Source organism: Castellaniella sp. (genome assembly GCF_041675725.1).
Taxonomy (GTDB): domain Bacteria; phylum Pseudomonadota; class Gammaproteobacteria; order Burkholderiales; family Burkholderiaceae_B; genus Castellaniella.
Map to the genome: position 1 here is coordinate 42,969 of NZ_JBAYTI010000004.1, position 25,027 is coordinate 67,995.

The following is a 25,027-nucleotide window of genomic DNA, read 5'->3' on the forward strand; positions in this document are numbered from 1 at the left end:
GCCGCAAAAACAGAAGATCAAAAACCCGGTGACGCGGAAAAATTGAGAAACCGGGTGCTGGCGCCCTGAAATGTCAGACGTACCGTGCCGATCGGGCCGTTGCGTTGCTTGCCGATGATGATTTCGGCCGAGCCCTTGTCTGGGGAATCGGGGTTGTAGACCTCGTCGCGGTAAATGAACAAAATGACGTCGGCATCTTGCTCGATGGCCCCGGACTCGCGCAGGTCGCTCATGACGGGGCGTTTGTTGGGCCGTTGCTCGAGACTGCGGTTGAGCTGCGAGAGCGCCATCACCGGGCAGTCGAGCTCCTTGGCCAGGCTCTTGAGGGAGCGGCTGATCTCAGAGATCTCCGTGGCGCGGTTCTCGCCCGAGCTGCTGGCCGACATGAGCTGCAGGTAATCGATGATGATGAGCCCCAGGCGACCGCATTGCCGGGCCAGGCGCCGGGATCTGGCGCGCACTTCCATCGCGGTCAGCGCAGGCGTCTCGTCGATGTAGATCTGGGCCTGTTCGACCTTCTGCACGGCGTGCGTCAGGCGCGGCCAGTCATCCTGGCCCAGCTTGCCGGTACGCATGCGGTGCTGGTCGAGCATCCCCACCGAGCCAATCATGCGCATCGCCAGCTGTACGGCGCCCATCTCCATGGAAAACACGGCGACCGGCAAACCCTGTTCGATGGCTACGTGCTCGCCGATATTCATGGCCAATGACGTCTTGCCCATGGACGGCCGCCCGGCGACGATGATCAGGTCGCCCGGCTGCAGGCCGGACGTCATGCGGTCGAGATCGTGGAACCCCGTTGGAACCCCGGTGACGTCCGAATCGCCCTCGCGATGGTAGAGCTCATCGATGCGCTCGACCACCTGGGCCAGCAGCGGGCGGATCTCCTGGAACCCGGCCATGCCGCGTGCGCCTTCCTGGGCGATCTGAAAGACTCTGGATTCTGCCTCATCGAGAATTTGACGCGCTTCTTTGCCCTGGGGGTTGAACGCCGCGGCAGAGATTTCGTCGGCAATCGTGACCAGTTTGCGCAGCATGGAGCGCTCGCGCACGATCTCGGCATAGCGCCGGATGTTGGCTGCCGATGGCGTATTGTGGGCCAGCGCGTTGAGATAGGGCAGCCCACCGCATTCGTCGAGCCGGCCCGCCGTGCTCAGGGATTCGAGCACGGTCACCACATCCGCCGGGCGCGACAGCGCGATCAGACGCGTGATGTGTTGCCAGATCAGCCGATGGTCGTGGCGATAGAAATCATCTTCGGCCAGAACGTCGGCGATGCGGTCGAACGCCGCATTGTCGAGCAGCAAGCCCCCCAAGACGGACTGCTCGGCCTCGACCGAATGGGGCGGGACGCGCAGATAATCCAGCTGGGCGTCCGTTTGGATTTCCACAGCGATTCCTCGAACGGGCCCTTGGGTCGCCATGCCGGACCCGCCGGCATGGCGCAATCAGGCCATTTCACCTTGCACAGTAAGGGTGACGTCGGCCACCACATCTGCATGCAGTGCCACCTGCAACGGGAATTCACCCACCGCCTTGATGGCCCCATCGGGCATGCGCACCTGGCCTTTGTGCACGTCTTCGAAACCGGCTGCCTGCAGGGCCCTCGCCACGTCCATGTTGGTGACCGAGCCGAACAGGCGCCCATCGACCCCAGCCTTCTGGCTGATCACCAGCGCGTAGCCGTGGATTTTGTCGGCCAATGCCTGGGCAGCGGCCAGCTTTTCAGCCTGATGCCTTTCGAGTTCGGCGCGGCGCGCCTCGAACTCTTTCAGGGCCGCATCTGTGGCCCGCCGCGCAATCTTCTGGGGGATCAGATAGTTGCGGGCATAGCCATCGCGCACCCGAACCACGTCACCCAGATTGCCCAGGTTGTAGACTTTTTCAAGCAGAATGACTTGCATGACGAGCGCCCTATCAGTGGTGGTTGTCGGTGTACGGCAGCAGGGCCAGGAAGCGGGCCCGCTTGATGGCGGTATCGAGCTGGCGCTGGTAGTGAGCCTTGGTGCCGGTGAGACGCGCCGGGATGATCTTGCCGTTTTCCTGGATGAAGTCGCGCAGGGTGTCGAGGTCTTTGTAATCGATTTCCTCGACCTTGGCCGCGGTGAACCGGCAGAACTTGCGCCGCTTGAACAGAGGGTTCTGCTGGCCAAACCGGCGCTTGTCTTTGGGCTTCTTGAAATATGCCATGATAAATGCCTATATCGATGTGCCAGCTAGCCGCTGGCGGATGGATTCAAAGTGTCTTGAACTGCTGTACATGCAGGACCAGCTGGTCGGACCCTTGCCGCTGCGGAGCCAAAAAACCGCAGACTTGCAGCAGCGTGCCGGGCTCGATGGCAGCCAGCTGCTGCGCCAGAGGGCCGACCGCGACCGCCCGGATGCCAAAGCCAACCTGGCGCGACAGCCCGGCTTCGCTGGCTTCGCCCTGGTGTTCGAGCCGCAGGTGCGCGATGGGCGTACCCGCCGGCGTATGCCGCAAAGGTTCGACCTGGCTGGCCTGGGCGACGAGTTCGAGCTGGTTGACGGATCGCAGGGACACCGGGTCAGGAATTCTGGGTCTCGGTGGACGCCTTGCGGGCTTCGTCGCGCTCGACGGATTTCATCATCAGTGACGGCTCTGTGTGCGCATGCCGCGTCTTGATGAACAGGTGACGCAAGATGGCATCATTGTAGCGAAACGAATGTTCGAGCTCTTCGAGGGCGACCGGGTTGCATTCGATGTTGAAACACACGTAATGCGCCTTGACCAGCTTCTGGATGGGATAGGCCAGCTGACGGCGACCCCAGTCTTCGACCCGATGGATCTGACCGCCATGGCCGGTGACCATGGCCTGATAACGCTCGATCATGGCGGGCACCTGCTCGCTTTGATCGGGATGCACGATGAACACTACTTCGTAGTGACGCATGATGGACTCCTTATGGATATCTGTGCGGATGAACAGACAGCCCGACAGCACGGTGGCTTATCGAGCAAGTAACCATCTATATTAACATTTTCAGTGGCTGCTTACCATGGCGTAGGCAGAATGATTATGGATGGATTCGAAATTCTCGGCCTGTACCCGATAATGGCTGACGCCTGGCAGGTTCTGGACCACCATGGCCACGTCCCGAACCAGATCCTCGACGAATTTCGGGTTCTCGTAGGCGTGTTCGGTGACGTATTTTTCGTCTGCCCGCTTGAGCAGGCCCCATAGCTCACATGAGGCCTGGGCTTCGATCCGCGCAATCAGGCCGGCCAGATCGGGGACCTGTCCGAGCGCCACACCGAGATCCAACGTGACCAGCGAGCGCTGGTTATGGGCGCCATAGCGCGAGATGGCCTTCGAGCATGGACACAGACTGGTCACCGGCACCTGTACCTGCAAGACGAACACCGAAGGCTGGTTCTTTTGGGCGCGCACCTGCCAGGACACCTGATAGTCCATCAGGCTGCGAGCGCCGGATACCGGCGCCTGCTTGGCCACGAAATAGGGAAAAGCCAAGAGAATGTCGCCTGCCTGCACCTGCAGCAGGTCGAGCATGCGCTGCGCCATCTGCCCCAGGCCCTCGGCGGACAGGGGCTGCGAACGGTATTCCTCGAGCAGCGCAATGAAGCGCGACATGTGGGTCCCTTTCTCGGAGGCTGGCAGCGCCACGGTCATTTCGACTTCGGCGATAGTCGCCTGCGGCTCGCCACCCGCCGCAATCATCAGCGGCTGTCTCAGCCCCCGGACGCCGACGCGCTGTATCGGTATCTGGCGGGTGTCCGGCCCGCCCTGCACATCCGGCAGAGTGGTCAGCACCGGATCGAGCACGGTATTCATGTGAGCTTCCTTGACAAACGTTGACGGATGGACGCTTCGATACCGACGGCATCCAGCCCGAGGCGAGCCAGAATGGCCTTTTGCTCGCCATGATCGATGAATTCATCGGGCAGGCCCAACTGCAGGATGGGGCGCTCGATGGCCTCTCGATGAAAGAATTCGGCCACGGCACTGCCAGCGCCCCCCATGATGGCAGCCTCTTCGATGGTCACGAACAGCGTGTGGTCCTGGGCGAGCTGCGCCAGCAGGGACTCGTCCAGGGGCTTGACGAAACGCATGTCGACCAGGGTGGCATCCAGCGCCTCGGCCGCGCCGGCCGCCTCGGGCAGCAGGGTACCAAAGACCAGCAAAGCGATGCCAGTGCCTGTGCGTCGCCGCACGGCCTGGCCGATTGCCACGCTCTCGAGACTGGTACCCGGCTCGGCCCCGCACCCGGCCCCGCGCGGGTAGCGCACCGAAGCCGGGCCTGCAAAGTGATAGCAGGTATTGAGCAGCAGGCGCGCTTCGTGCTCATCGGACGGGGTGGCGACCACCATGTTGGGAATACAGCGCAGGAAGGCAATATCGTAATTGCCGGCATGCGTGGCGCCATCCGCCCCAACGATACCCGCCCGATCGAGGGCAAAAGTGACGTCCAGATTTTGCAGGGCGACGTCGTGGATGAGCTGATCATAGCCGCGCTGCAGGAACGTGGAGTAGATCGCCACCACCGGCTTGTTGCCCTCGCAGGCCAGCCCTGCGGCGAAGGTTACGGCGTGCTGCTCGGCAATGCCGACGTCGAAATAGCGAGCGGGAAAGCGGCGTTCGAATTCGACCAGCCCACTGCCCTCGCGCATCGCCGGCGTGATGCCGATCAGCCTGTCGTCGTGGTCGGCCATATCGCACAGCCAGCGGCCGAATACCTGGGAGAAGCTTTGCCGCGACGGCCGGCTCGGCTTCTGGATGCCGACGGCCGGGTCGAAGCGGCCTGGCCCATGGTAGAGCACTGGATCCGCCTCGGCCAGCTTATAGCCGTGGCCCTTGCGCGTCACCACATGCAGGAACTGCAGCCCGCCCAGCTGCCGGACGTTTTCCAGCATGGGAATGAGCGCATCCAGATCATGCCCGTCGATGGGCCCCATATAATGAAAGCCCAACTCTTCGAACAGCGTGGCGGGCGACAGCATGCCCTTGGCATGCCCTTCAAGTTTGCGCGCCAGCGCCAGGGCCGGCGGCACATGCTGCAGCACTGCGCGCCCCATCGTGCGCGCCCGCGCATAGAACTGCCCCGACAGCAGACGCGAAAAATAATAATTCAGGGCGCCCACCGGAGGCGATATGGACATGTCATTGTCGTTGAGCACCACCAGCAGGTTGACGTCCGAAAGCACGCCGGCGTTGTTGAGCGCCTCGAACGCCATCCCGGCCGTCATCGCCCCATCGCCGATGACGGCAATGTGCTGGCGCTGCAGCCCCGCGTTGCGAGCCGCCACGGCCATGCCCAGGGCCGCTGAAATCGACGTCGACGAATGCGCGGTACCAAAGGCATCCCAGGGCGATTCACAGCGCCGGGGGAATCCGGAAATCCCGCCCCATTGACGCAAGCCCGCCATCGCCTCTCGTCGACCCGTCAGGATCTTGTGCGGGTACGATTGATGGCCGACATCCCAGACCAGCCGGTCATCCGGCGTATTGAAGACATAATGCAGCGCAAGAGTCAGTTCGACTGTCCCCAGGTTGGAAGACAGGTGGCCCCCTGTGCGGGCAACCGACTCGAGCACGAAAGCGCGCAGTTCGTCTGCCAGGGGGGCGAGATCCTGACGCTTCAGCCGGCGCAAATCGACCGGTGATTGGATCCCTTCAAGTAAAGTCGTCATAAGGTCATTGATTCGAGGCCGCGTGCGCCATGTCAGGACGAGCGGCCTATGATGAAATCAGATAATTCGTGCAAACGCCGTGCGGACGGGCCCAGCGGCAACAGTGCCGTCTTGGCCTGTTCGTGCAGACTGGCCAGCAGATCGCGGGAATCGTCCAGCCCGAGCGTGGAGACATAGGTGGGCTTGTCGTGGGCCGCGTCCTTGCCCGGCGTCTTGCCCAGCGTACCGGCGTCGCCCGTCACGTCGAGGATATCATCGACGACCTGAAAGGCCAGCCCCATCGCCAGGGCATAGGCTTCGAGCCCAGTTCGCACGGTCGAGCTGGCCCCCGCCACCACGCCCCCCAACAACACACTGGCCTCGAGCAAAGCACCCGTCTTCATCCGATGCATCTGCTGCAGTGCTGCCATCGACATGGTACGCCCGGCATGCGCGCAATCGACCGCCTGCCCACCCACCATGCCGTCGCTGCCGGCTGCCCGCGCCAGCAGCTGCACCGCCTGCACCACCAGCGCCGGCGCGATCGGCATTTGGGCCAGGCAATCAAAGGCCAGTGGCTGCAAGGCGTCGCCCGCCAGCATGGCCAGGGCCTCGCCGTAGCGCCGATGCACTGTTGGCTGCCCACGGCGCAGATCGTCGTCATCCATACAGGGCAGATCATCGTGCACCAGTGAATAGGCATGAACGAGTTCGACCGCGGCTGCGGCGTTGTCGAGCGCGACATCGAGGACATCGGGCGGCCCGCCGGCCGAACGGCTGGCCTCGCCCGCGGCCATGACCAGCGCAGCGCGCACCCGCTTGCCCGGCCCCAGCACGGCGTACCGCATGGCCGCGTGCAGATGCGCCGGATCGGAATCGCCCGGATCGGGCAGCAGCTCGTCCAGCACGGACGTGGTACGCTCGACCGTGGCGCGCAGCCAGTCTTCGAATTCAGGCAGGGCCGACGTCATGCCGCACAGGCCCCCTGGAGCGGGCCGGGCCAGCGCGGCTGGCAGTTGTCGGCCCGCCATGGCAGCTGGCAGCACGCATACGGAAAAACTTTGAACATGAGTATCATTTGTGCATCCCAGTCTGGATTGTACGAGAACCATGAGCACGCACGAAACTCCCACCCACCCAACCCCGAGGGGCCCCTTATCCGTCGATCATTACTTCGACCCGGGCATCCTCGAAATCGAGCGTCAAAAGATCTTTTCCCGCAGCGCGAGCTACGTCGGACACGAGAAAATGGTCCCGGCCTCGGGCGACTGGCGCACGCTGGTCCATGAAGGGGGTGGCCGCATGCTGCTGCGCGACGGCCAAACCGTTCGCCTGTTGTCGAACGTCTGCCGCCACCGGCAGGCGCTCATGCTGGGCAGCCAGGACGGCCAAGTGCCTGATTGCGCTTCGGGCAACCTGTGCAGCACCGGCGGGCGCATCCTGTGCCCGGTGCACCACTGGAGCTACGACACCCGGGGCCGCCTGCTGAATGCGCCGCTGTTTCCGCGCACACCCGACGCGGCCCTCGAGTCGTGGCCGTTGTTCGACTGCCACGGCCTGCTGTTCGAGGGGGCCCGGGATCCCTCTGACGACTTGGGCCACCTGTTCACGCGCCCGGAATTCGATTTTTCGGGCTACGCATTGCATCACGTCGAAGTGCACCCATGCCGGTACAACTGGAAGACCTTCATCGAGGTCTACCTGGAAGACTATCATGTCGGCCCATTCCATCCGGGCCTGGGCCAGTTCGTCAGTTGCGATGACCTCGAGTGGGAATTCGGCGACTTCTTCAGCCTGCAGAAGGTGGGCATCCACCAGGCGCTGGGCCAACCCGGCAGCGATGTCTACCAGGCATGGCACACGCAGCTGCTGGCATACGCATCAGGCCAGGTACCCCACTTTGGCGCGCTCTGGGTGACGTATTTCCCGACCCACATGATCGAGGTTTATCCTTATTGCCTGGTGCTGTCCACCCTGTACCCCCAGGGCCCGCAGGATACGGTGAACGTCATCGAATTCTATTACCCCGAGGAGATCATCGCTTTCGAGCCCGAGTTCATCGAGGCGCAGCAGGCAGCCTACATGGAAACGGCCATCGAAGACGACGAGATCGCCGAGCGCATGGATGCCGGGCGGCGGGCGCTGATGCGGCGCGGCACCACGGAAAGCGGGCCCTACCAGCGGCCCCTGGAAGATGGCATGGACCACTTCCACGCCTGGTACCGGCGCATGATGGCCTGAGGCCAGCGCCCCTGCAGGGCCTCAGGCCCCAGTGGCCACCGGGTGGCCAGGTCTGCTGCACCATTCGCTCCAGGAGCCCGGATACAGCGACGAGCCCGGCAAGCCGGCCAGCTCCATGGCAAACAGGTTATGACAGGCCGTGATCCCCGAGCCGCATTGGTGCACGATGCCCTGCTTCAGGCGTTCACCCAATAGATCCTGAAACTCGGCCCGCAGGCGATCGGGCGACTTGAACCGGCCGTGCTCGTCGAGATTCTGCCCAAAGGGCCGATTCAAAGCGCCCGGGATATGACCGGCCACGGGATCCAATGGTTCTACCTGCCCCGCAAAGCGCTCGGGGGTACGCGCATCGAGCACGGTAAAACGGGGTTGCGCCAGGTTGGCCAGGACGGCGGCGGCATCCACCACGGGCATGGCTGGCTGTGCAGCCAGACGCAGGCCCTGCATCGCCTGGGCTTCGCTGACCGAAGGGTTGCGCGTGCCGGTTTCAACCGCACCGCCAGCCGCCAGCCAGGCGGCCCAACCCCCATCGAGCACCGCAGCCGATTCGTGGCCAAGCCAGCGCAGCATCCACCATAAACGCGTTGCCATCGCGCCATTACCGGCGTCATAGACCACGACTTGCGCGCGAGCGGACAGACCCTGCGCGCGCATGAGCGAGGCAAAATCGGCACGATCGGGCAGGGGATGGCGCCCATTGTGACCGGACCGCGGCGCGCTGAGCTGGGTCTCGCAATCCAGGAACAGCGCACCGGGAATGTGGCCGGTTTCGTAGGCCCGGCGCCCGGCCTGGAGATCCCCGAGATCGTGCCGAACGTCAAACACCAGGCATCCTGGGCGGGCCAGCCGTTCATGCAAGTCGGACGCCTGGATCAACAAGGTATTCATGGTGCATCTGCCTCCTGCGGGCGGGCGCCCGCCGCTGAATGTTCACTGATACCACGCAAGATACGCGCCTCGGCATGGGTGCGCCACACGGACAGCATACCCGAGGCGATGATCAGCGCCATGCCGGCCCATGCGAGCGGTGCTGGCCGGTCGCCCCAGAAAACCACACCGATCAGGGCGGCAAAGATGATGGTCGTGTACTGCAGCGCCGCCGTCAAGAGGGTGGAACCGAGGCCAAAAGCCCGCGTCATCGCCAACTGCCCCACGAGCCCCGCCACCCCCAGGCCGATCAACGCCAGCACGGTCAGGGGCGTACGGGTGTGCCAGCCATTGATCGCGATGCCCGCCAAGCCGCTGAGGCTCGCGCCCATGGAAAAAATCAGCACAGTGCGCCATTCGGGTTCGCCGATACGGCCCAATTGGCGAATCTGCATCATCGCCACGGCCGACAAGGCGCCGGCAGCGAGCCCCAGCAGGGCCGCCAGCCATTGATCGTGCTCGATGCTGGGCCGCAACACGCCCAACACCCCGAGAAAGCCGGCCAGAACCGCCATGACGCGCACGGGATCCCGCTGCGCACCACCGAAGAACAGCATCCAGCCGCCAATGAACAGCGGGGCGGTGTAGTTCAGGCTGATCGCCGTGGGCAGCGCCAGGTGCGACAATGCGTAAAAACCCAGCCACATGGACAGGATGCCGCTCAGGTTGCGCCAGATATGAAAGCGCCAGCTGACAGGGCGCAGCCGCCTGCGGGTGGAACGGGCCCAGAAGAACAACAGCAGCACCGAAGGCAACCCGCGAAACAGCACGATTTCGGGCAGGCTGGCGGTGCCATCGGCAGCCACCTTGATCAGGGCCCCCATCATGGCGAACATGGCGCACGCCAGCAACATCCATAAAGACTGCATGCTTCTTACCACGTTCGGGCTACCGTTTGGAAATTCGATACTATACACTTTCGTAAAACTCGGGACGATCGCACGCGTACCCCGGCAACCTGGGCTTCAGCCCCGCCACCACACCCCATTTTCATGAAACGTATCTTTTTGTTCCTGGCGACCAACCTGGCCGTTCTGGTCGTGCTCAACATCACGATGACCGTGCTGGGCATCGGTCCGTACCTCACGGCCAATGGCATCGACCCGGGCGCCTTGCTGATCTTTGCCGCAATCATCGGTTTTGCAGGCTCATTCATATCCCTGTTCCTCAGCAAATGGATGGCCAAGACCAGCACGGGCGCTCGCGTCATCGACCCGCAGGCGCCCCGCAGCCGGCGCGAAGCCTGGCTGGTCGAAACGGTGCACCAGCTGGCAGACCGCGCCGGCGTGGGCCGCCCCGAGGTCGCCATCTACGACGGCGCCCCCAACGCATTTGCGACGGGCGCTTTCCGCAACGATTCCCTGGTGGCCGTATCCACCGGCCTGCTGACATCGATGACCGAAGAAGAAGTCACCGCCGTCCTGGGCCATGAAGTCGCCCATATCGCCAATGGCGACATGGTCACGTTGACGCTGATCCAGGGCGTGGTGAACACCTTCGTGATTTTTCTTTCCCGGCTGGTCGGATACTTCATCGACCGCGTGATCATGCGCAACGACCGTGACGTCGGCGCAGGCTACTACCTGAGCGTCATCGTATGCGAGATCTTCTTCGGGCTCATCGCTTCCATCATCGTCGCCTGGTTCTCCCGGCAACGTGAATTTCGTGCCGACGCGGGCTCCGCCAGCCTGCTGGGCTCGCGCGAGCCCATGATCAGGGCGCTGGCGCGCCTGGGCGGGCTCGAAGCAGGCGAACTGCCCAAGGCCCTGGCTGCGTCGGGCATCGCCGGGGCTGCGATCGGGGCCCTGTTCGCCTCGCATCCCCCCATCGAAAAACGCATCGAAGCCCTGCGGCAGTTGCGCAGCCGCTGAACGCGATGCGGGAGCTGCAAGTCCTCGTCTCATTTGGCGGCTACATCGCCCTGCTGCTCTGGGGCGTCTACATGGTGCAGACCGGGGTGCAGCGCGCATTCGGCAAGCGGCTGGGCCTGTGGATGGGGCGGGCCATGGGCTCGCTGTCGCGTGCATTCAGCACCGGCCTGCTCATTACGGCTGCCATCCAGAGCAGCACCGCCACGGGCTTGATGATCGCAGGCTTTGCGATGGATGGCCTGGTGCCGCTGGTGCCCGGTCTCGCGGCCATGCTGGGTGCCAATGTGGGGACCACGCTGATCGTGCAGGCCCTGGCGTTCAACCCCACCGCCATCGCGCCCGGCCTGGTGCTGCTCGGGGTCTGGATGTTCCGCCATTACGCGCCGGGTCGAACACGCGACCTGAGCCGCGCGATCATCGGCCTGGGCCTGCTGCTGCTGGCCCTGCACGAACTGGTCGGCATGTTCGAACCGCTCAAGAATGCCCCCATGTTGGGCGATGCCCTGAGAATGCTGGTCGACACCCCGCTGGTTGCCCTGGCTGCCGCCACCCTGCTGACCTGGGCCTCGCATTCCAGCGTCGCCGTCGTCGTGCTCATCATGTCGCTCGCCCACCATGGGCTGGTACCACCTGAATTGGCCTATGCCCTTGTCTTGGGCGCCAACCTGGGCACGGCCATCAATCCCGTGACCGAAAGCGGCTACAGCGGCAACCCCGCGTCACGCCGCCTGCCCGTCGGCAACCTGGGCACGCGCGTGGCGGGCTGCGCGGTCGCCATGGCCCTGTGGCCATGGGCGGCATCGATCATGCATCTGCTGGGGGCCAGCGATCCAGCCCATGCCGTCGCCAACCTGCATCTGGCCTTCAACCTCGTGGTCGCGCTCGCCTTCATGCCGATGCTGGCCCCCTACGCCCGGCTGCTCGAGCACCTGCTGCCGCAAAAAGCCGCGGGTATCGACCGGGCCCGACCGCTCTACCTGGCCGAGCCATCGCGCGAGGTACCCGCCATCGCACTGGGCCAGGCCACCCGCGAGGCCCTGCGTCTGACCGACCTGCTGCACGAATCGTTGCAGTTGACCCGCAACGCGTTACTGGCCGGCGACACATCGGCCATCGGCAGGGCCCGCGACATCAATACCAGCATCGCGCGCCTCGACCAGACCATCACGACGTTTCTTGCCACACTCGACCAGGAAAACCTCAGTTCGGAAGATGAAAGCAACCTCAAATCGGTACTGACGTTTTCCATGAATATGGCGCACGCGGCCAGCTTCTCGGGCATGGGGCTGCTGGCCCATGCCAGCCGCCTGAGCAAGAAAAACTGGGCCCTGGACCCCGATCAGCGCCACGAGCTGGCCGAAGTGATGGACCGTCTGCTGAACAACCTGAGCCAGGCCGGCGCCCTGTTCCTTTCAGGCGACCGGATTTCTGCCCGCCACCTCGCGTACGAAAAAGAATACTTTCGCGAACTCGAGGCCCGCGCGGCCGAACGCCACCTCGAACGCATCAAAACCGGCCGCATCGATGCCGCCGACATTGGCGCCTTCTACCTGGAAGTGCTGCGCGACGCGGGGGGTGTCAACGCGTACCTGGTCAATGGGGCCGCCTACCCGGTGTTGTCGCGCCACGGCGAGCTACTGCCCAACCGGTTGCGTGAGATCGACTGACACCGCGGGCCCGACGGGCTCAGTGCGCCTCGCTCCAGTTGGCGCCCACGCCCACGTCGGCCACCAGCGGCACGGCCAGCGTCGCGACGGACGACATGATCACCGGCACCCGTTCACGCAACAGGGGCACGTCATCGGCGACGGCATCGAACACCAGTTCGTCGTGCACCTGCATGACCATCAGGCTGCGCAAGCCTTCGGTGTCGAGCCAATCCTGCACGGCCACCATGGCCATCTTGATGAGATCGGCCGCCGTCCCCTGCACGGGCGCATTGATGGCGGCCCGTTCCGCGGCGGCCGCCCGCGCGCCCTTGGCCGAAAGCAGTTCGGGGAAGTGCAGGCGCCGGCCAAAAACGGTTTCCACCCGCCCCCGCTCATGGGCCTGGCGGCGGATGCGGTCCATATAGGCCGCCACGCCCGGGTAGCGCATGAAATAACGATCGATGTACGCTCGGGCAGCCGACCGCGTGATGCCCAGGTTGTTGGCCAAGCCGAACTCGCCCATGCCGTAAATCAGGCCGAAATTGATGGCCTTGGCTGCCCGTCTGTGCTCGGCATCGACGGCATCGAGCGCCAGCCCGAACACCTCGGCCGCCGTGGCCCTGTGGATGTCCAGCCCTTGCTCGAACGCCTTGCAGAGATTTTCGTCGCCCGACAGGTGCGCCATGACGCGCAGCTCGACCTGGGAGTAATCCGCCGATACGATGCAACCGCCCTGGCTGGCTACGAATGCGGCCCGCACGCGGCGGCCTTCGGGCGTGCGCACGGGGATATTCTGCAGGTTGGGGTCGGACGAAGCCAACCGCCCCGTCACCACCGCGGCCTGAGCATACCGGGTGTGCACCCGGCCCGTGCGCGCATCGACCATGCGCGGCAGCTTGTCGGTATACGTGGACTTCAGCTTGGCCAGGCCCCGGTATTCGAGCAACAACTTGGGTAGAGGATACCGGCCCGCCAATTGCGTAAGCACTTCTTCGTCGGTCGAAGGCGCGCCGCTGGCTGTTTTCCGTACCACGGGAATCTGCATCCGCTCGAACAGGATCTCACCCAGCTGCTTGGGCGAGTTGAGATTGAACGGCTGGCCCGCCAGCGCATGCGCCTGTGTCTCCAGCGCCAGCAGCTGCTGGCCCAGTTCGCGGCTCTGCGCGGCGAGCTCGTCGCCATCGATGGCCACGCCGTTGCGTTCGATGCGGGCCAGGACTTCGGATGTCTGCAGCTCGAGCGCATAGATACGTGACAGCCCGGCGTCTTCGGCCACCTGAGGGTACAGGGCCCGGTGCAGTCGCAAGGTGAAATCGGCGTCTTCGGCGGCGTACGGACCCGCCAGTTCCAGGGCGACTTCGTCGAACCCGATCTGGCGCGCGCCCTTGCCGCACAGGTCTTCGTAGCTGGTACCGGCCTGCCCGAGCCACTGGATGGAAAGATCCTGCAAATTGACCCGCCGGTTGGACTGCAGCACGTACGCCTGCAACATCGTGTCATGCTGAATCCCGCGTAAATCGAGCCCCGCGTTGGCGAACACGTGGGTATCGTACTTGGCATTGTGCAGCACCTTGGCGGCACCTGCGTCTTCGAGCCACGGGCGCAGCTGCTCGAGCACCCAGGCGGTGTCCAGCTGCTGGGCGACGCCGGGCCCCCGATGCGCCAGGGGCACATAGGCCGCGACACCCGGTGCGGTGGCCACCGAAAACCCCACGAGGCGAGCCGCCATGGGATCCAGGCTCGTGGTCTCGGTGTCTAGCGCAACCAGCGCCGCAGCGCGCAGCTTTTCCATCCAGGCCAGAAAATGTTCGCGATCCAGCACGAGCTCGTAGTGCACCCCATCCGGCGCCTCGGCCGTCTCTGCTTCGACCCGCCCATCCTGCTTGGGAATACGGGTGGGATCCCCGGTTTCCTCGCGCAGCCAGGACCGAAAGCCGTACTCTTCATAGAGGCGCACGAGTGTATCCCGGTCGGGCGCGCGCAGCTGCAGGGCCTGTGGCGCATGCTCGGGCGCCAGGGCGCAATCAAGGCGTACCGTCAGCAACTGACGGGTCAATGGAAACTGGCCCTGTGCGGCGCGCAGATTTTGCCCTGCGACCCCCTTGATCTCGTCTGCGTGGGCGAGCAGCGCATCGAGGCTGCCATAGGTACCCAGCCATCGGGCGGCCGTTTTGGGCCCGACCTTGTCGACGCCGGGGATATTGTCGACCGCATCGCCAGTGAGCATGAGATAATCGACGATGCGCTCCGGTGGTACGCCAAAACGCTGAACAACCCCGTCCTTGTCCTGGTGTTCGCCAGTCATGGTATTCACCAGCTCGACCTGGTCATTCACCAGTTGCGCCAGATCCTTGTCGCCCGTCGAGATAATGGTATAAAACCCATTTTCGCGGGCCTGACGCGCCAGGGTGCCAATGACGTCATCGGCTTCGACGCCGTCTTGCACGATCACCGTCCAGCCCATGGCGGCCGCAGCCTGGTGAATGGCCGCCAGCTGGAGCCGCAGGTCGTCGGGCATGGACGGCCGCTGGGCCTTGTAATCGGGGTATAGTTCGTCTCGAAACGACCCGCCTGCCGCATCGAACACGCAGGCGCCATGGGTGGCAACCCCATCGTAGTCGTGCTGCAGGCGACGCAGCATGGACATGACCCCATACAGGGCACCCGTCGGTTCGCCCCGGGCATTGCGCAGATCGGGCATGGCATGATAAGCGCGGTACAGGTAACTGGACCCATCCACGAGCAGCAGAGTTTTTTTCATGATCAATACAAAACGGGTCTCGGCCGAAGAACAAATCCCCACAATTATTGCAGAGATGCAGACTGCAGCTGCCGCATTTCGAAAAATCGGCATGGGCGTCAGTGTGTTTGGCAGCGCCCGGATCGCGCGCAGCCACCCCTTTTACGCCCTCGGGCAGGAAGTCGGCCGCCGGGTGGCCGAACTGGGTCTGCCCGTCATTGCCGGTGGCGGACCAGGCCTCATGGAAGCGGCCAACCGCGGCGCATACGAGGCGGGCGGACGCAGTGTCGGGCTGAATATCCGTCTGCCACGTGAAACCACGGACAATCCCTACCAGACCGACAGCTTGCATTTCGAGTATTTCACCTCGCGCAAGTCGGCATTTTTCATGCACAGTCTCGCCTACGTGGTGCTGCCGGGCGGGTTTGGCACGCTGGATGAGCTCTTCGAGGCCATCACCCTCATCCAAACCCTGAAACAGCCGCCTGCCCCCATCATCCTGGTCGGCACCACATTCTGGGCCGGGCTGATGGACTGGATCCGCGCGCAGCTGCTGGCCCATCGCATGATCGGCCCGTTCGACCTGGACCGCCTGACCCTCACCGACGATGTCGAGGACATCGTGCGCCTGATCCAGGAAGCCATACAGATCCAACCCGGCCGGGAACCCGCCCTGCCCGGGTGATGGCAGGGTAATGCTTGATACCCCCTGGCAGAGTACTGGGGTAAGATCACGCCTTGTTCCAACATGCACCGGGCTGTCGGCGCCCTGGTCAACAGCCCGAGGAGATCCCAATGAAATTCGTGTTGTCCGGCACCTGCCTGTTTTTTGCGACCACGCTGCTGGCCGGCGCCAGCCTTGCCGCCAATCCGCCCGAACTCAAGATCGCCACCGAAGCCGGCTACGCGCCGTTCGAATACCGCAATCCCAACGGGCAGCTCGAAGGCTTCGACATCGACATCGGCAATGAACTCTGCCACCGCATGGCGCGCCAATGCGTCTGGATCGACCAATCCTTCGACAGCCTGATCCCTGGCCTGCAGGCACGCAAGTTCGACCTCGCAAACTCCACCATGACGGCCACCCAGGCGCGCAAGAAAGTCATCGATTTCACCACCCCGCTGTACATCGTGCCGGTCAAACTCATGATCCCCAAAGGCAGTGGGCTGCAACCCACTGCCGAATCGCTCAAGGGCAAGCGGGTGGGCGTCCAGCAAGGCACTACCATGGAATCCTATGCAAACGAAGAATGGGCGCCCAAAGGGGTGACAGTGGTCTCTTACCCCAGCTACACCAATGCCTTTGTGGACGTCGCGGCCGGGCGCCTGGACGCCACCTTCCAGGAAGCGCCCACCGCGGTGGATGGTTTCCTGAGCAAGCCCGAAGGCGCTCACTACGAGCTCTCGCCCATGCTGCTCGAGGACGTGGCCATTTTCAATGAACCCATCGCCATGGGCATACGCAAGGGGCACCCGCTCAAGCCGGAAATCGATGCCGCCCTGCAGGCCATGCTGGCCGACGGCACCATTCAGAACTTCGCCAAGAAATACTTCCCGGAAAGGGGCATACAGTTTCCCGCGCCTTGATCCGGCATGTTCCTGGACGGCTATGGCCCATTGCTTCTGGCGGGGACGTGGGTCACGGTCCAGCTTGCCCTGCTGTCACTGGCGGTCGCCGTTGCGCTGGGCCTGCTGGGTGCATGGGCCAAGCTGTCGCACTCGACGGCTGGCCGCCTGGCGGCCACGGCCTATACCACGCTGATCCGCGGCGTACCTGACCTGGTGCTGATGCTGCTGATCTTCTTCAGCATGCAGATCTACCTGAACGACATCACCGACCTGCTCGAACTCGAGCCGATCGACATCGATCCCTTTACCGCGGGGGTGCTCACGCTGGGCTTCATCTACGGCGCCTATTTCGCCGAAACATTTCGCGGCGCCTTCATGGCAGTGCCCCATGGCCAGCTCGAGTCGGCTCGGGCCTATGGCCTGCGCGAACGCCAGATCTTCTGGCGGATCCTTTTCCCACAGATGATGCGCCATGCCTTGCCTGGAATCGGCAACAATTGGCAAGTCCTGCTCAAGTCCACGGCGCTCGTGTCGCTGATCGGGCTGACCGATCTGGTCAAGGTGGCGCAAGACGCGGGCAACGTTACCTTCAGGGTATTTTTGTTCATTTCGCTCACCGGGCTGATCTACCTGCTGCTCACCACGGTGTCCAACGGGATCCTGTACTGGCTCGACAGACGCTACAACGTGGGGGTGCGTCAGCTGACACTATGATCGACGTACTCGAACAATTCTGGCGGGCCTACCTGTTCGAAAATCACGGGCAGTTCTCAGGGGCGGCCGTCACACTGTGGCTCCTGGTCCTGGCGATCTCCATGGGCTTCGTCCTGTCGCTGTTCATGGCCGTGGGCCGGATCTCGCCGCGGCGCTGGATCGCCTGGCCCCTGTGGGCTTTCAGCTACGTGTTCAGGGGCACACCGCTCTACGTACAGATCCTGTTCATTTACGCGGGCATCTACAGCCTGGATTTCATCAAGGGCACCGCCCCACTGGCCGCGTTCTTCCAAAGCGGCTTCAACTGCCTGGTCCTGGCCCTCACCCTCAATACCACGGCCTACACCATGGAGATCTTTGCCGGCGCGATTCGTGCCACGCCGGCGGGCGAAATCGAGGCCGCGCGGGCCTTCGGCATGAGCCGCTTCGACCAATACCGCTGCGTGATTCTGCCCTCGGCCCTGCGCCGCGCCCTGCCTGCTTACAGCAATGAAGTCATATTCACGCTGCATGCCACCTCGCTTGCATTCACCGCCACGGTGCCGGATATTCTCAAGGTCGCCCGCGACGCCAATTCGGCCACCTACCAGACATTCGCGGCCTACGGGATCGCCGCCCTGCTCTACCTGATCCTGTCCTTTACACTGATTGGTCTGTTTCGCCGGTTTGAACGTCGTACCCTGGCTTATCTGGGCCATCAACGCTAAGCCCTATGTCCAAACTCGAAGTCCTCAACATCTACAAGCGCTACGGCACCAACGAAGTGCTCAAGGGGGTCTCCCTGACCGCCAACAGCGGGGATGTGATCTGCATCCTGGGCTCCAGCGGCTCCGGCAAGTCTACTTTTCTGCGCTGCATCAATTTCCTGGAAAAACCAGACCAGGGTTCGGTCTCGCTCAACGGCGAAACCCTGAAGATCCGGCACGACAGGCAAGGCCAGCCACACGCCGCCGACCTGGACCAACTACGGCGCATGCGCTCGAAGCTGGCCATGGTCTTTCAGCACTTCAACCTGTGGGCCCACATGAACGTGCTGGGCAATGTGACCGAAGCACCCGTCCAGGTGCTCAAGCTGGGGCGCGCCGAAGCGCTCGAGCGCGCCCGGCACTACCTCGCCAAAGTGGGGCTGGCCCCAAGCGTCGAGACGCAATATCCGTCCTCGCTGTCGGGGGGCCAGCAGCAGCGGGTGGCGATCGCCCGTGCGCTCGCCATGGAACCCGAGGTGATGCTGTTCGATGAACCCACTTCGGCTCTGGATCCCGAGCTGGTCGGAGAAGTGCTCAAGGTCATGCAAAAGCTGGCCGAAGAAGGCCGCACCATGCTGGTGGTCACCCACGAAATGGGTTTTGCGCGCAATCTTGCATCGCAGGTGATGTTTCTGCACCAGGGCATTGCCGAAGAAGTCGGCCCCCCGGACCAGATATTCGATCACCCGAAAAGCCCACGCCTGCAGCAGTTTCTGTCCGGCCACCTGAAATAGCCCATCGACGCACGCGGGCCACGCCACGCAAATGACCGCTCATCCGGAGATCGGCCTGCCGCGCCCGGGCCGGTGCGCTCAGGCGGACTCGCGCTGGCTGCGGCGCCGTTCGTGCTCTTTCAGGAAACGCTTGCGCAGACGGATGGATTTTGGAGTGACCTCGACCAGCTCGTCATCGGCGATGAACTCGACGGCATACTCGAGATTGAGTTCGATCGGCGGCACCAGGTCGATATGCTCGTCTTTACCCGATGCGCGGATGTTGGTGAGCTTCTTTTCCTTGATCGGATTGACCACCAGGTCATTGTCGCGCGAGTGGATGCCGATGATCATGCCCTCGTACACAGGCTCCTGGGGCGAGACGAACATGCGGCCGCGTTCCTGCAGCTTCCACAAGGCATAGGCCACGGCCACCCCGTCTTCCTGGCTGATCAGCACGCCATTGCGCCGCTCACCGACCGAGCCTTCGCGGACCGGATCATAGCCATCGAAAATATGGCTCATCAGCCCCGTGCCCCGGGTGAGGGTCATGAATTCGCCCTGGAACCCGATCAGGCCACGGGCCGGGATACGATATTCCAGGCGCGTACGGCCCCTGCCATCCGCCTGCATGTCCTGCAGTTCACCGCGCCGGCGACCCAGCTCTTCCATGATCCCGCCCTGATGCGCATCCTCGACGTCCACGGTCAGGTGTTCCCAGGGCTCGCAGCGTACGCCGTCGATCTCTTTGAACAGCACCCGCGGGCGGGACACGGCCAATTCATAGCCTTCACGCCGCATGTTCTCGAGGAGAATGGTCAGATGCAGCTCGCCACGCCCACAGACTTCGAACACCGTGTCATCGGGCGTATCGTTCACCCGCAGCGCGACATTCGATTTCAGCTCTCGATCCAGGCGTTCGCGCAGTTGGCGGCTAGTCACGAATTTCCCCTCGCGGCCCGCCAGGGGCGACGTATTGACCATGAAGTTCATGGTCAGCGTGGGCTCGTCGATGTGCAGCATCGGCAGTGCTTCGGGCTGGGCGGGATCCATCAGGGTGCAACCGATGCCGATGTCATCGATCCCGTTGATCAGCACGATATCACCCGCCTGGGCCTCGTCCACCTGTACCCGCTCCAGGCCCTTGAATTTCAGAACCTGGTTCACCCGGCCGCGCAAAATTTCGGGGTCGTCCGGCCCGAACTGCACCAGCACCTCCTGCCCCGCATGCAAACGCCCGCGGTTGATCCGCCCTACCCCGATCTTGCCCACATAGCTGCTGTAGTCCAGCGAGATGATCTGCATTTGCAGCGGCCCGTCGGTGTCGTCATCGCGCTGCGGCACGTACTCGAGGATGGCATCGAACAGCGGGCGCATGTCGCCGGCACGCACGTCCGGGTTCAGGCCGGCATAGCCCGCAAGCCCCGAGGCGTAGATGATGGGGAAGTCGAGCTGCTCTTCGGTCGCCCCGAGCTTGTCGAAGAGATCGAACGTGGCGTTGACCACGTAATCAGGCCGGGCGCCGTGCCGATCCACCTTGTTGACCACGACAATCGGCTTGAGACCCAGTGCCAGGGCTTTGCGAGTCACGAAGCGGGTCTGCGGCATGGGGCCTTCGACCGCATCCACCAGCAGCAGCACCCCGTCGACCATGGACAACACGCGTTCGACCTCGCCCCCGAAGTCGGCATGACCCGGTGTGTCGATGATGTTGATGTGCGTGCCTTCATATTCGACTGCGCAGTTCTTGGCCAGAATGGTGATACCGCGTTCGCGCTCGATGTCGCCCGAGTCCATCACCCGTTCGGATACCTGCTGATTGTCGCGGAAAGTGCCGGACTGGCGCAGAAGCTGATCGACCAGCGTGGTCTTGCCATGGTCCACGTGCGCGATGATCGCCACGTTGCGTAAAGCTCGTTTCATGAAGATTCTCTGTTGACTATCTGGGCCGGCACCAGCGCAGCCGGCAGGGCATGCAGCGGGATCAGAACGGAGGCAGGCTGCGCCATGGCCTGCAGGGCGTCCAGGGTCACGGCCTGTTCAATTGAAAATGGCCCGACCCGCGTACGCCGCAATGCGGACAGGTGCGCCAGGCATCCCAGACGGCGGCCGATGTCCTGTGCCAGGGTGCGTACATACGTACCCTTGCTGCACAGCACCCGAATGCGGGCCTGCGTTCCAGTACACGCAAGCAGTTCGAGTGCGTGGATGGTGATGGGCCGGGGTGCGCGCTCGAGCACCACCCCTTGGCGGGCATATTCATACAAGGGCCTGCCATCGCGCTTGAGCGCTGAAATCATGGGGGGCACCTGCTCGATCGACCCGCGAAATTCAGCCAATACCGCCTCCAGGCCCGCGGCCTGCACGTCGACGGTTCCCGGCTCGGCGCGGGCGACGACATGCCCGGTGAGATCGCCGCTGTCGGTCTCCTCGCCAAATGCCAGGGTGGCCTCATATTCCTTGTCGGCCTCGAGCATCGCCGCCGAGATCTTGGTGGCCCGGCCCAGGCAACATACCAGCAGGCCCGTGGCGAATGGGTCCAACGTGCCGGTATGACCGGCCTTGCGGGCGTCCAGCACCCGTTTGGCCCGCTGCAGGGCCTGGTTGCTGGACAGGCCCGCAGGTTTGTCCAGCAACAGTACGCCATCGAGCAACTGCCCGCGTCGGCTCGCCATATGTGTGATCCGTCTAGAAGTCTGTGACGCGCCCTCAGGGTTCTGCGTCGGGGTCCGTAAGCCCGGGGCCGGGGGCGGCCCCGTCCGGAGGGCGATTGGCCTGATCGATGAGCTGGTTCAACGCCAGCCCCCGGGCAAGCTGCACGTCGTGCATGAAGCGCAGCGTGGGCACCGTATGAATGTGAAGCAGCTTGAAGAGCTGCGAATGCAGCCAGCCCGCTTTTTCATTGAGCACCCGCGCCGCGTCGTCGGGTTCGGCGCCCAGCACGGTGAAATACACTTTGGCATGCGCGTAATCGGCAGACAGATCGACCCCTGTGAGGGTGATCAGCCCCGCCTGCGCAACCCCGATCTCGCGCTGGATCAGGCCAGCCAGATCCTTTTGGATCTGGTCGGCCAACCGCGTATTGCGATCGGGCTTGGAGGAAGATTTATGACGACCCATGGCCTGTGCCGCACTCAGAGCGTGCGGGCAACCTCTTTGATTTCAAACACTTCGAGCTGGTCACCCACCTGGATGTCATTGTTGCCCTTGAGCGTGATCCCGCAGTCGAAGCCGGCCTTGACCTCTTTCACGTCATCCTTGAAGCGCCGCAGGGAATCGAGCGAACCGGTCCACTGGACCACGTGGTTGCGCAACAGGCGCACCTGCGAATCGCGCCGCACCAGGCCCTCGAGTACCATGCAGCCAGCGATATTGCCCACCCGCGATACCGTGAAGATTTCGCGGATTTCGACCAGGCCGATGACCTCTTCGCGCTTTTCGGGCGCCAACATGCCCGAGAGCGCATTGCGCACATCGTCGATCGCATCGTAGATGATGTTGTAGTAGCGCAGGTCGATGTCGTTGGCCTCGGCCACTTTCTTGGCCTGTGCATCAGCCCGCACGTTGAAGCCGATGATCACCGCGTTCGAGGCAATCGCCAGGTTCACATCGCTTTCCGAAATCCCCCCGACCGCAGCGTGCACCACCTGCACCCGGACCTCGTCGGTGGAGAGCTTGAGCAGCGACTGCACCAACGCCTCTTGCGACCCCTGAACATCCGTCTTGACGATGAGCGCCAGCGTGCTGACCCCTTCGCCGAGGCTGTCGAACATGGACTCGAGCTTGGCAGCCTGCTGACGCGCCAGCTTGACGTCGCGGAATTTTCCCTGGCGGAACAGCGCGATCTCGCGGGCCTTGCGCTCGTCGGCCAGAGCGATGAGTTCGTCGCCGGCTGCCGGGACCTCGGTGAGCCCCTGGATTTCGACCGGCGTGGACGGACCAGCCGACTGGACCGGCTTGCCGGTGTCGTTGAGCATGGCGCGCACGCGCCCATGGGCCACGCCGGCCAGAACAGCATCACCGCGATGCAGCGTACCGCTCTGGACCAGAATGGTGGCCACCGGGCCACGGCCCTTGTCGAGCCTCGCTTCGATCACGATCCCCTTGGCCGGCGCATCGACCGGCGCTTTGAGTTCGAGAATTTCGGCCTGCAGCAACACGTTCTCGAGCAGATCGTCGATCCCCTGCCCGGTTTTGGCCGACACGGGTATGAATGGCACGTCGCCGCCGTACTCTTCGGGCACGACCTCTTCGGCGACCAGTTCTTGCTTGACCCGTTCAGGGTTGGCTTCGGGCTTGTCGATCTTGTTGATCGCCACCACCAGCGGCACGTTGGCGGCCTTGGCATGGTGAATGGCTTCTTTGGTTTGCGGCATCACGCCGTCATCGGCCGCGACCACCAGGATGACGATGTCCGTGGCCTGTGCGCCGCGTGCCCGCATGGCTGTAAAGGCTTCGTGACCGGGAGTATCCAGAAAGGCCACCTCGCCGCGGTCGGTCTTGACGTTGTAGGCGCCGATATGCTGGGTAATGCCTCCCGCCTCGCCCGTCGCCACCTTGGTGCGGCGAATGTAGTCGAGCAGGGACGTCTTGCCGTGATCCACGTGGCCCATGACCGTCACCACCGGCGCGCGCGGCAGCGACTCGACCTCGGTGACGTCGGTATCGGCCAGGAACGCTTCGGGGTCATCGAGCTTGGCCGCAATGGCCGTATGCCCAAGTTCTTCGACGACGATCATCGCCGTTTCCTGGTCGAGGATCTGGTTGATGGTGACCATCTGGCCCAGTTTCATGAGCTGCTTGATGACCTCGGCCGCCTTGACCGAAATCTTGTGGGCGAGGTCTGCCACCGAGATGGTCTCGGGCACATGGACTTCGCGGGCGATGAATTCGGCGGCCACGGGCTCGTGGAACTCGACCTGGCGCCGCCCGCCCCGTCCGCGACCGCTCTTGCCGCCCCGCCCGGGCTTGCTGCTCGAGCGCCAGGCCTCGCGGCCGGACCCGGCGGACAAGGTGTCCGCCTTGGACGGCTTCTTGCGGCCTTCGCTGGACCAGCTGGAAGAGACGTCGGCCGTCTTGATGACCTTCTTGCCGTCTGCTTCTTTTCGGGGCGAGCCCTTGGTTCCTGCGGCCTTATGGGATGCCGGGGTTTCTTCCGGTTCGGGCGCGCGCAATACCTTGCGCGGTTGACGCATCATTTCGCGCAACGCAGCCGCCTCGGCCTCGGCCGCCCGGCGGGCACGTTCACGCTCGGGTTCGGCCGGCGCCCTGCGCGCCTTGCCGGGTGTGGCAGCGCCCGCGGACGACGGCGCAGCATCGGCCTTTTGGCCGGCTGACGACGGTTCGGCGGACGGTGATTCGTGCCGGGCGGCACCCGTTTGCTCGGCGGCCACCGGTGCGGGGCTCGCGGCCTGACTGGCGGCGGCGTCATCCCCCTGGCGGGACCCGTCGGCCGCCTCTTCGGCCTTGACCGCGGTACCGGCGGCATCCTGGGCCGCCCCCCCGGCGACCGATTGATCGGCGGGGGTTTCGACTGCCGCGGCCCCGTGTTCGGGCTGCTCGACAGCAGCAGCCCCCGTATCGGGCGCCGGCGCGGCCGGCTCGGCCGCTGCTGTGTGGGACGGGGCTGCGGCATCGGCCGGATCCGTCGCTACCTGGGCCGTTGCAGCCGCGCCTTGCGCCAGACTGGATACGTCGGATCCGGCCGAAGGGATCGCGGCCTCGGGCGCCGAGGGCGCGCTGGAGGAGTCGGGCGCATCCACCCGAACGCCCTGCACCGGCGCCGGCGTTTCTGGCTGGGCTGCGGCCGCCTGTGCGGCAGCCGCAGCCGCCTCGGCGCGCGCGGCTTCGAGCAGTTCGCTGCGATCCCGCTTGACCAGGACCCGCTTCTTGCGCACCTCGACCTGTATGGTCCGGGAACGACCCGAGCTGTCGGCCTGATGAATTTCGGATGTTTTGCGACGCGTGAGCACGACTTTCTTGCCGGAGCCCGAACCATGCGAGCGCCGCAGGGATTCGAGCAAGGCACTTTTATCTGCTTCGGTCACCTCGGCGTTCACTGAAGCCAACTCGACACCGGCCGTGCGGAAGTGATCCAGCAGGACGGGGGCGGGCATATTCAGTTCTTCAGCGAGTTGGGCGACGGTGTTACTCGACATTCGGCTCTCTCTTTGACTACGTTGATGGGCGTATCCGGGTGATGCATGAAGG

At 63.9% G+C, this 25,027-nt stretch carries 23 protein-coding genes; 8 read left to right on the forward strand and 15 right to left on the reverse strand.

The genetic code is table 11. The annotated features are described in order from the left end of the window. Window positions 1-17: 17 nt before the first annotated feature. From WCZ84_RS01495 to WCZ84_RS01530, 8 genes are all read right to left on the reverse strand, one after another. A complete protein-coding gene (locus WCZ84_RS01495; RefSeq protein WP_372684485.1) occupies window positions 18-1,391 on the reverse strand; it encodes a replicative DNA helicase in 1,374 nt (457 codons plus the stop codon). A gap of 57 nt (window positions 1,392-1,448) precedes the next feature. Next, entirely contained in the window at window positions 1,449-1,904 is a 456-nt protein-coding gene (gene rplI / locus WCZ84_RS01500) for a 50S ribosomal protein L9 (protein ID WP_372684486.1), read from the reverse strand. 13 nt (window positions 1,905-1,917) lie between these two features. Then, window positions 1,918-2,190 carry a 30S ribosomal protein S18 gene (rpsR, locus tag WCZ84_RS01505; protein WP_372684487.1) on the reverse strand — a complete coding sequence of 91 codons (273 nt, stop codon included), beginning with the start codon at window positions 2,188-2,190 and terminating at the stop codon, window positions 1,918-1,920. A gap of 46 nt (window positions 2,191-2,236) precedes the next feature. Further along, window positions 2,237-2,542: a primosomal replication protein N gene (gene priB / locus WCZ84_RS01510; RefSeq protein WP_372684488.1), complete on the reverse strand. Its 306-nt coding sequence runs from the start codon at window positions 2,540-2,542 to the stop codon at window positions 2,237-2,239. 4 nt (window positions 2,543-2,546) lie between these two features. After that, window positions 2,547-2,912, reverse strand: coding sequence for a 30S ribosomal protein S6 (gene rpsF, locus WCZ84_RS01515; protein WP_372684489.1), 366 nt, complete (start codon window positions 2,910-2,912; stop codon window positions 2,547-2,549). A 90-nt stretch (window positions 2,913-3,002) separates the two neighbouring features. After that, window positions 3,003-3,812: a GTP cyclohydrolase FolE2 gene (folE2, locus tag WCZ84_RS01520; RefSeq protein WP_372684490.1), complete on the reverse strand. Its 810-nt coding sequence runs from the start codon at window positions 3,810-3,812 to the stop codon at window positions 3,003-3,005. Beyond that, entirely contained in the window at window positions 3,809-5,668 is a 1,860-nt protein-coding gene (gene dxs, locus WCZ84_RS01525; protein ID WP_372684491.1) for a 1-deoxy-D-xylulose-5-phosphate synthase, read from the reverse strand. Before dxs ends, folE2 begins: the two co-directional genes overlap by 4 nt. A gap of 32 nt (window positions 5,669-5,700) precedes the next feature. Beyond that, window positions 5,701-6,618, reverse strand: coding sequence for a polyprenyl synthetase family protein (locus WCZ84_RS01530; protein WP_372684515.1), 918 nt, complete (start codon window positions 6,616-6,618; stop codon window positions 5,701-5,703). A 139-nt stretch (window positions 6,619-6,757) separates the two neighbouring features. Between WCZ84_RS01530 and WCZ84_RS01535 the strand changes: the two genes are divergently transcribed. Further along, a complete protein-coding gene (locus tag WCZ84_RS01535) occupies window positions 6,758-7,888 on the forward strand; it encodes an aromatic ring-hydroxylating dioxygenase subunit alpha (protein WP_372684492.1) in 1,131 nt (376 codons plus the stop codon). Window positions 7,889-7,909: 21 nt separating this feature from the next. On the opposite strand, the gene WCZ84_RS01540 is transcribed toward WCZ84_RS01535, so the two are convergent. Beyond that, window positions 7,910-8,776: a sulfurtransferase gene (locus WCZ84_RS01540; protein WP_372684493.1), complete on the reverse strand. Its 867-nt coding sequence runs from the start codon at window positions 8,774-8,776 to the stop codon at window positions 7,910-7,912. Then, on the reverse strand, window positions 8,773-9,684 hold the full coding sequence (locus WCZ84_RS01545; RefSeq protein ID WP_372684494.1) for a DMT family transporter: 912 nt from the start codon (window positions 9,682-9,684) through the stop codon (window positions 8,773-8,775). The genes WCZ84_RS01540 and WCZ84_RS01545 overlap by 4 nt, the downstream gene beginning before the upstream one ends. Before the next feature lie 123 nt (window positions 9,685-9,807). Between WCZ84_RS01545 and htpX the strand changes: the two genes are divergently transcribed. Together htpX and WCZ84_RS01555 are read left to right on the forward strand one after the other, a co-directional pair. Beyond that, complete coding sequence (gene htpX / locus WCZ84_RS01550) at window positions 9,808-10,686, forward strand: protease HtpX (RefSeq protein ID WP_372684495.1); 879 nt, start codon at window positions 9,808-9,810, stop codon at window positions 10,684-10,686. Between the two features lie 5 nt (window positions 10,687-10,691). Then, window positions 10,692-12,353, forward strand: a complete 1,662-nt coding sequence (locus WCZ84_RS01555) for a Na/Pi cotransporter family protein (protein WP_372684496.1) — start codon at window positions 10,692-10,694, stop codon at window positions 12,351-12,353. A 19-nt stretch (window positions 12,354-12,372) separates the two neighbouring features. On the opposite strand, the gene polA is transcribed toward WCZ84_RS01555, so the two are convergent. Further along, window positions 12,373-15,096, reverse strand: a complete 2,724-nt coding sequence (polA, locus tag WCZ84_RS01560; protein ID WP_372684497.1) for a DNA polymerase I — start codon at window positions 15,094-15,096, stop codon at window positions 12,373-12,375. Between polA and WCZ84_RS01565 the strand changes: the two genes are divergently transcribed. The 5 genes from WCZ84_RS01565 to WCZ84_RS01585 all read left to right on the forward strand — a co-directional run bounded on the left by WCZ84_RS01565 (window position 15,095) and on the right by WCZ84_RS01585 (window position 18,838). Further along, window positions 15,095-15,760: a TIGR00730 family Rossman fold protein gene (locus WCZ84_RS01565; protein ID WP_372684498.1), complete on the forward strand. Its 666-nt coding sequence runs from the start codon at window positions 15,095-15,097 to the stop codon at window positions 15,758-15,760. The two genes, polA and WCZ84_RS01565, sit on opposite strands and share 2 nt — an antisense overlap. 110 nt (window positions 15,761-15,870) lie before the next feature. Then, a complete protein-coding gene (locus tag WCZ84_RS01570; RefSeq protein WP_372684499.1) occupies window positions 15,871-16,662 on the forward strand; it encodes a transporter substrate-binding domain-containing protein in 792 nt (263 codons plus the stop codon). Window positions 16,663-16,668: 6 nt separating this feature from the next. Further along, window positions 16,669-17,358, forward strand: a complete 690-nt coding sequence (locus WCZ84_RS01575; RefSeq protein WP_372684500.1) for an ABC transporter permease — start codon at window positions 16,669-16,671, stop codon at window positions 17,356-17,358. Next, entirely contained in the window at window positions 17,355-18,065 is a 711-nt protein-coding gene (gene hisM, locus WCZ84_RS01580; protein WP_372684501.1) for a histidine ABC transporter permease HisM, read from the forward strand. Before WCZ84_RS01575 ends, hisM begins: the two co-directional genes overlap by 4 nt. 5 nt (window positions 18,066-18,070) lie before the next feature. Further along, window positions 18,071-18,838, forward strand: coding sequence for an ABC transporter ATP-binding protein (locus WCZ84_RS01585; protein ID WP_372684502.1), 768 nt, complete (start codon window positions 18,071-18,073; stop codon window positions 18,836-18,838). Window positions 18,839-18,916: 78 nt separating this feature from the next. Here WCZ84_RS01585 and typA read toward each other — a convergent pair whose 3' ends face one another. From typA to infB, 4 genes are read right to left on the reverse strand one after another with little or no spacing between them, the layout of a single operon-like run. Beyond that, a complete protein-coding gene (gene typA, locus WCZ84_RS01590) occupies window positions 18,917-20,740 on the reverse strand; it encodes a translational GTPase TypA (protein WP_372684503.1) in 1,824 nt (607 codons plus the stop codon). Further along, window positions 20,737-21,492 carry a tRNA pseudouridine(55) synthase TruB gene (truB, locus tag WCZ84_RS01595; RefSeq protein ID WP_372684504.1) on the reverse strand — a complete coding sequence of 252 codons (756 nt, stop codon included), beginning with the start codon at window positions 21,490-21,492 and terminating at the stop codon, window positions 20,737-20,739. The genes typA and truB overlap by 4 nt, the downstream gene beginning before the upstream one ends. A 34-nt stretch (window positions 21,493-21,526) precedes the next feature. Continuing rightward, on the reverse strand, window positions 21,527-21,937 hold the full coding sequence (rbfA, locus tag WCZ84_RS01600; RefSeq protein ID WP_372684505.1) for a 30S ribosome-binding factor RbfA: 411 nt from the start codon (window positions 21,935-21,937) through the stop codon (window positions 21,527-21,529). Window positions 21,938-21,951: 14 nt separating this feature from the next. Further along, window positions 21,952-24,975, reverse strand: a complete 3,024-nt coding sequence (infB, locus tag WCZ84_RS01605) for a translation initiation factor IF-2 (protein ID WP_372684506.1) — start codon at window positions 24,973-24,975, stop codon at window positions 21,952-21,954. Window positions 24,976-25,027 lie beyond the last annotated feature (52 nt).

What these genes read in the sequence shown, in the direction of transcription:
- WCZ84_RS01555 (WP_372684496.1), top strand. Translation starts at nt 10,692, where the DNA reads ATGCGGGAGCTGCAAGTCCTCGTCTCATTTGGCGGCTACATCGCCCTG.
- WCZ84_RS01540 (WP_372684493.1), bottom strand. Translation starts at nt 8,776, where the DNA reads ATGAATACCTTGTTGATCCAGGCGTCCGACTTGCATGAACGGCTGGCC.
- WCZ84_RS01585 (WP_372684502.1), top strand. Translation starts at nt 18,071, where the DNA reads ATGTCCAAACTCGAAGTCCTCAACATCTACAAGCGCTACGGCACCAAC.
- WCZ84_RS01565 (WP_372684498.1), top strand. Translation starts at nt 15,095, where the DNA reads ATGATCAATACAAAACGGGTCTCGGCCGAAGAACAAATCCCCACAATT.
- WCZ84_RS01575 (WP_372684500.1), top strand. Translation starts at nt 16,669, where the DNA reads ATGTTCCTGGACGGCTATGGCCCATTGCTTCTGGCGGGGACGTGGGTC.
- dxs (WP_372684491.1), bottom strand. Translation starts at nt 5,668, where the DNA reads ATGACGACTTTACTTGAAGGGATCCAATCACCGGTCGATTTGCGCCGG.
- WCZ84_RS01530 (WP_372684515.1), bottom strand. Translation starts at nt 6,618, where the DNA reads ATGACGTCGGCCCTGCCTGAATTCGAAGACTGGCTGCGCGCCACGGTC.
- typA (WP_372684503.1), bottom strand. Translation starts at nt 20,740, where the DNA reads ATGAAACGAGCTTTACGCAACGTGGCGATCATCGCGCACGTGGACCAT.
- infB (WP_372684506.1), bottom strand. Translation starts at nt 24,975, where the DNA reads ATGTCGAGTAACACCGTCGCCCAACTCGCTGAAGAACTGAATATGCCC.
- hisM (WP_372684501.1), top strand. Translation starts at nt 17,355, where the DNA reads ATGATCGACGTACTCGAACAATTCTGGCGGGCCTACCTGTTCGAAAAT.
- htpX (WP_372684495.1), top strand. Translation starts at nt 9,808, where the DNA reads ATGAAACGTATCTTTTTGTTCCTGGCGACCAACCTGGCCGTTCTGGTC.
- WCZ84_RS01535 (WP_372684492.1), top strand. Translation starts at nt 6,758, where the DNA reads ATGAGCACGCACGAAACTCCCACCCACCCAACCCCGAGGGGCCCCTTA.
- WCZ84_RS01570 (WP_372684499.1), top strand. Translation starts at nt 15,871, where the DNA reads ATGAAATTCGTGTTGTCCGGCACCTGCCTGTTTTTTGCGACCACGCTG.
- rplI (WP_372684486.1), bottom strand. Translation starts at nt 1,904, where the DNA reads ATGCAAGTCATTCTGCTTGAAAAAGTCTACAACCTGGGCAATCTGGGT.
- polA (WP_372684497.1), bottom strand. Translation starts at nt 15,096, where the DNA reads ATGAAAAAAACTCTGCTGCTCGTGGATGGGTCCAGTTACCTGTACCGC.
- truB (WP_372684504.1), bottom strand. Translation starts at nt 21,492, where the DNA reads ATGGCGAGCCGACGCGGGCAGTTGCTCGATGGCGTACTGTTGCTGGAC.
- rpsF (WP_372684489.1), bottom strand. Translation starts at nt 2,912, where the DNA reads ATGCGTCACTACGAAGTAGTGTTCATCGTGCATCCCGATCAAAGCGAG.
- WCZ84_RS01545 (WP_372684494.1), bottom strand. Translation starts at nt 9,684, where the DNA reads ATGCAGTCTTTATGGATGTTGCTGGCGTGCGCCATGTTCGCCATGATG.
- folE2 (WP_372684490.1), bottom strand. Translation starts at nt 3,812, where the DNA reads ATGAATACCGTGCTCGATCCGGTGCTGACCACTCTGCCGGATGTGCAG.
- rpsR (WP_372684487.1), bottom strand. Translation starts at nt 2,190, where the DNA reads ATGGCATATTTCAAGAAGCCCAAAGACAAGCGCCGGTTTGGCCAGCAG.
- rbfA (WP_372684505.1), bottom strand. Translation starts at nt 21,937, where the DNA reads ATGGGTCGTCATAAATCTTCCTCCAAGCCCGATCGCAATACGCGGTTG.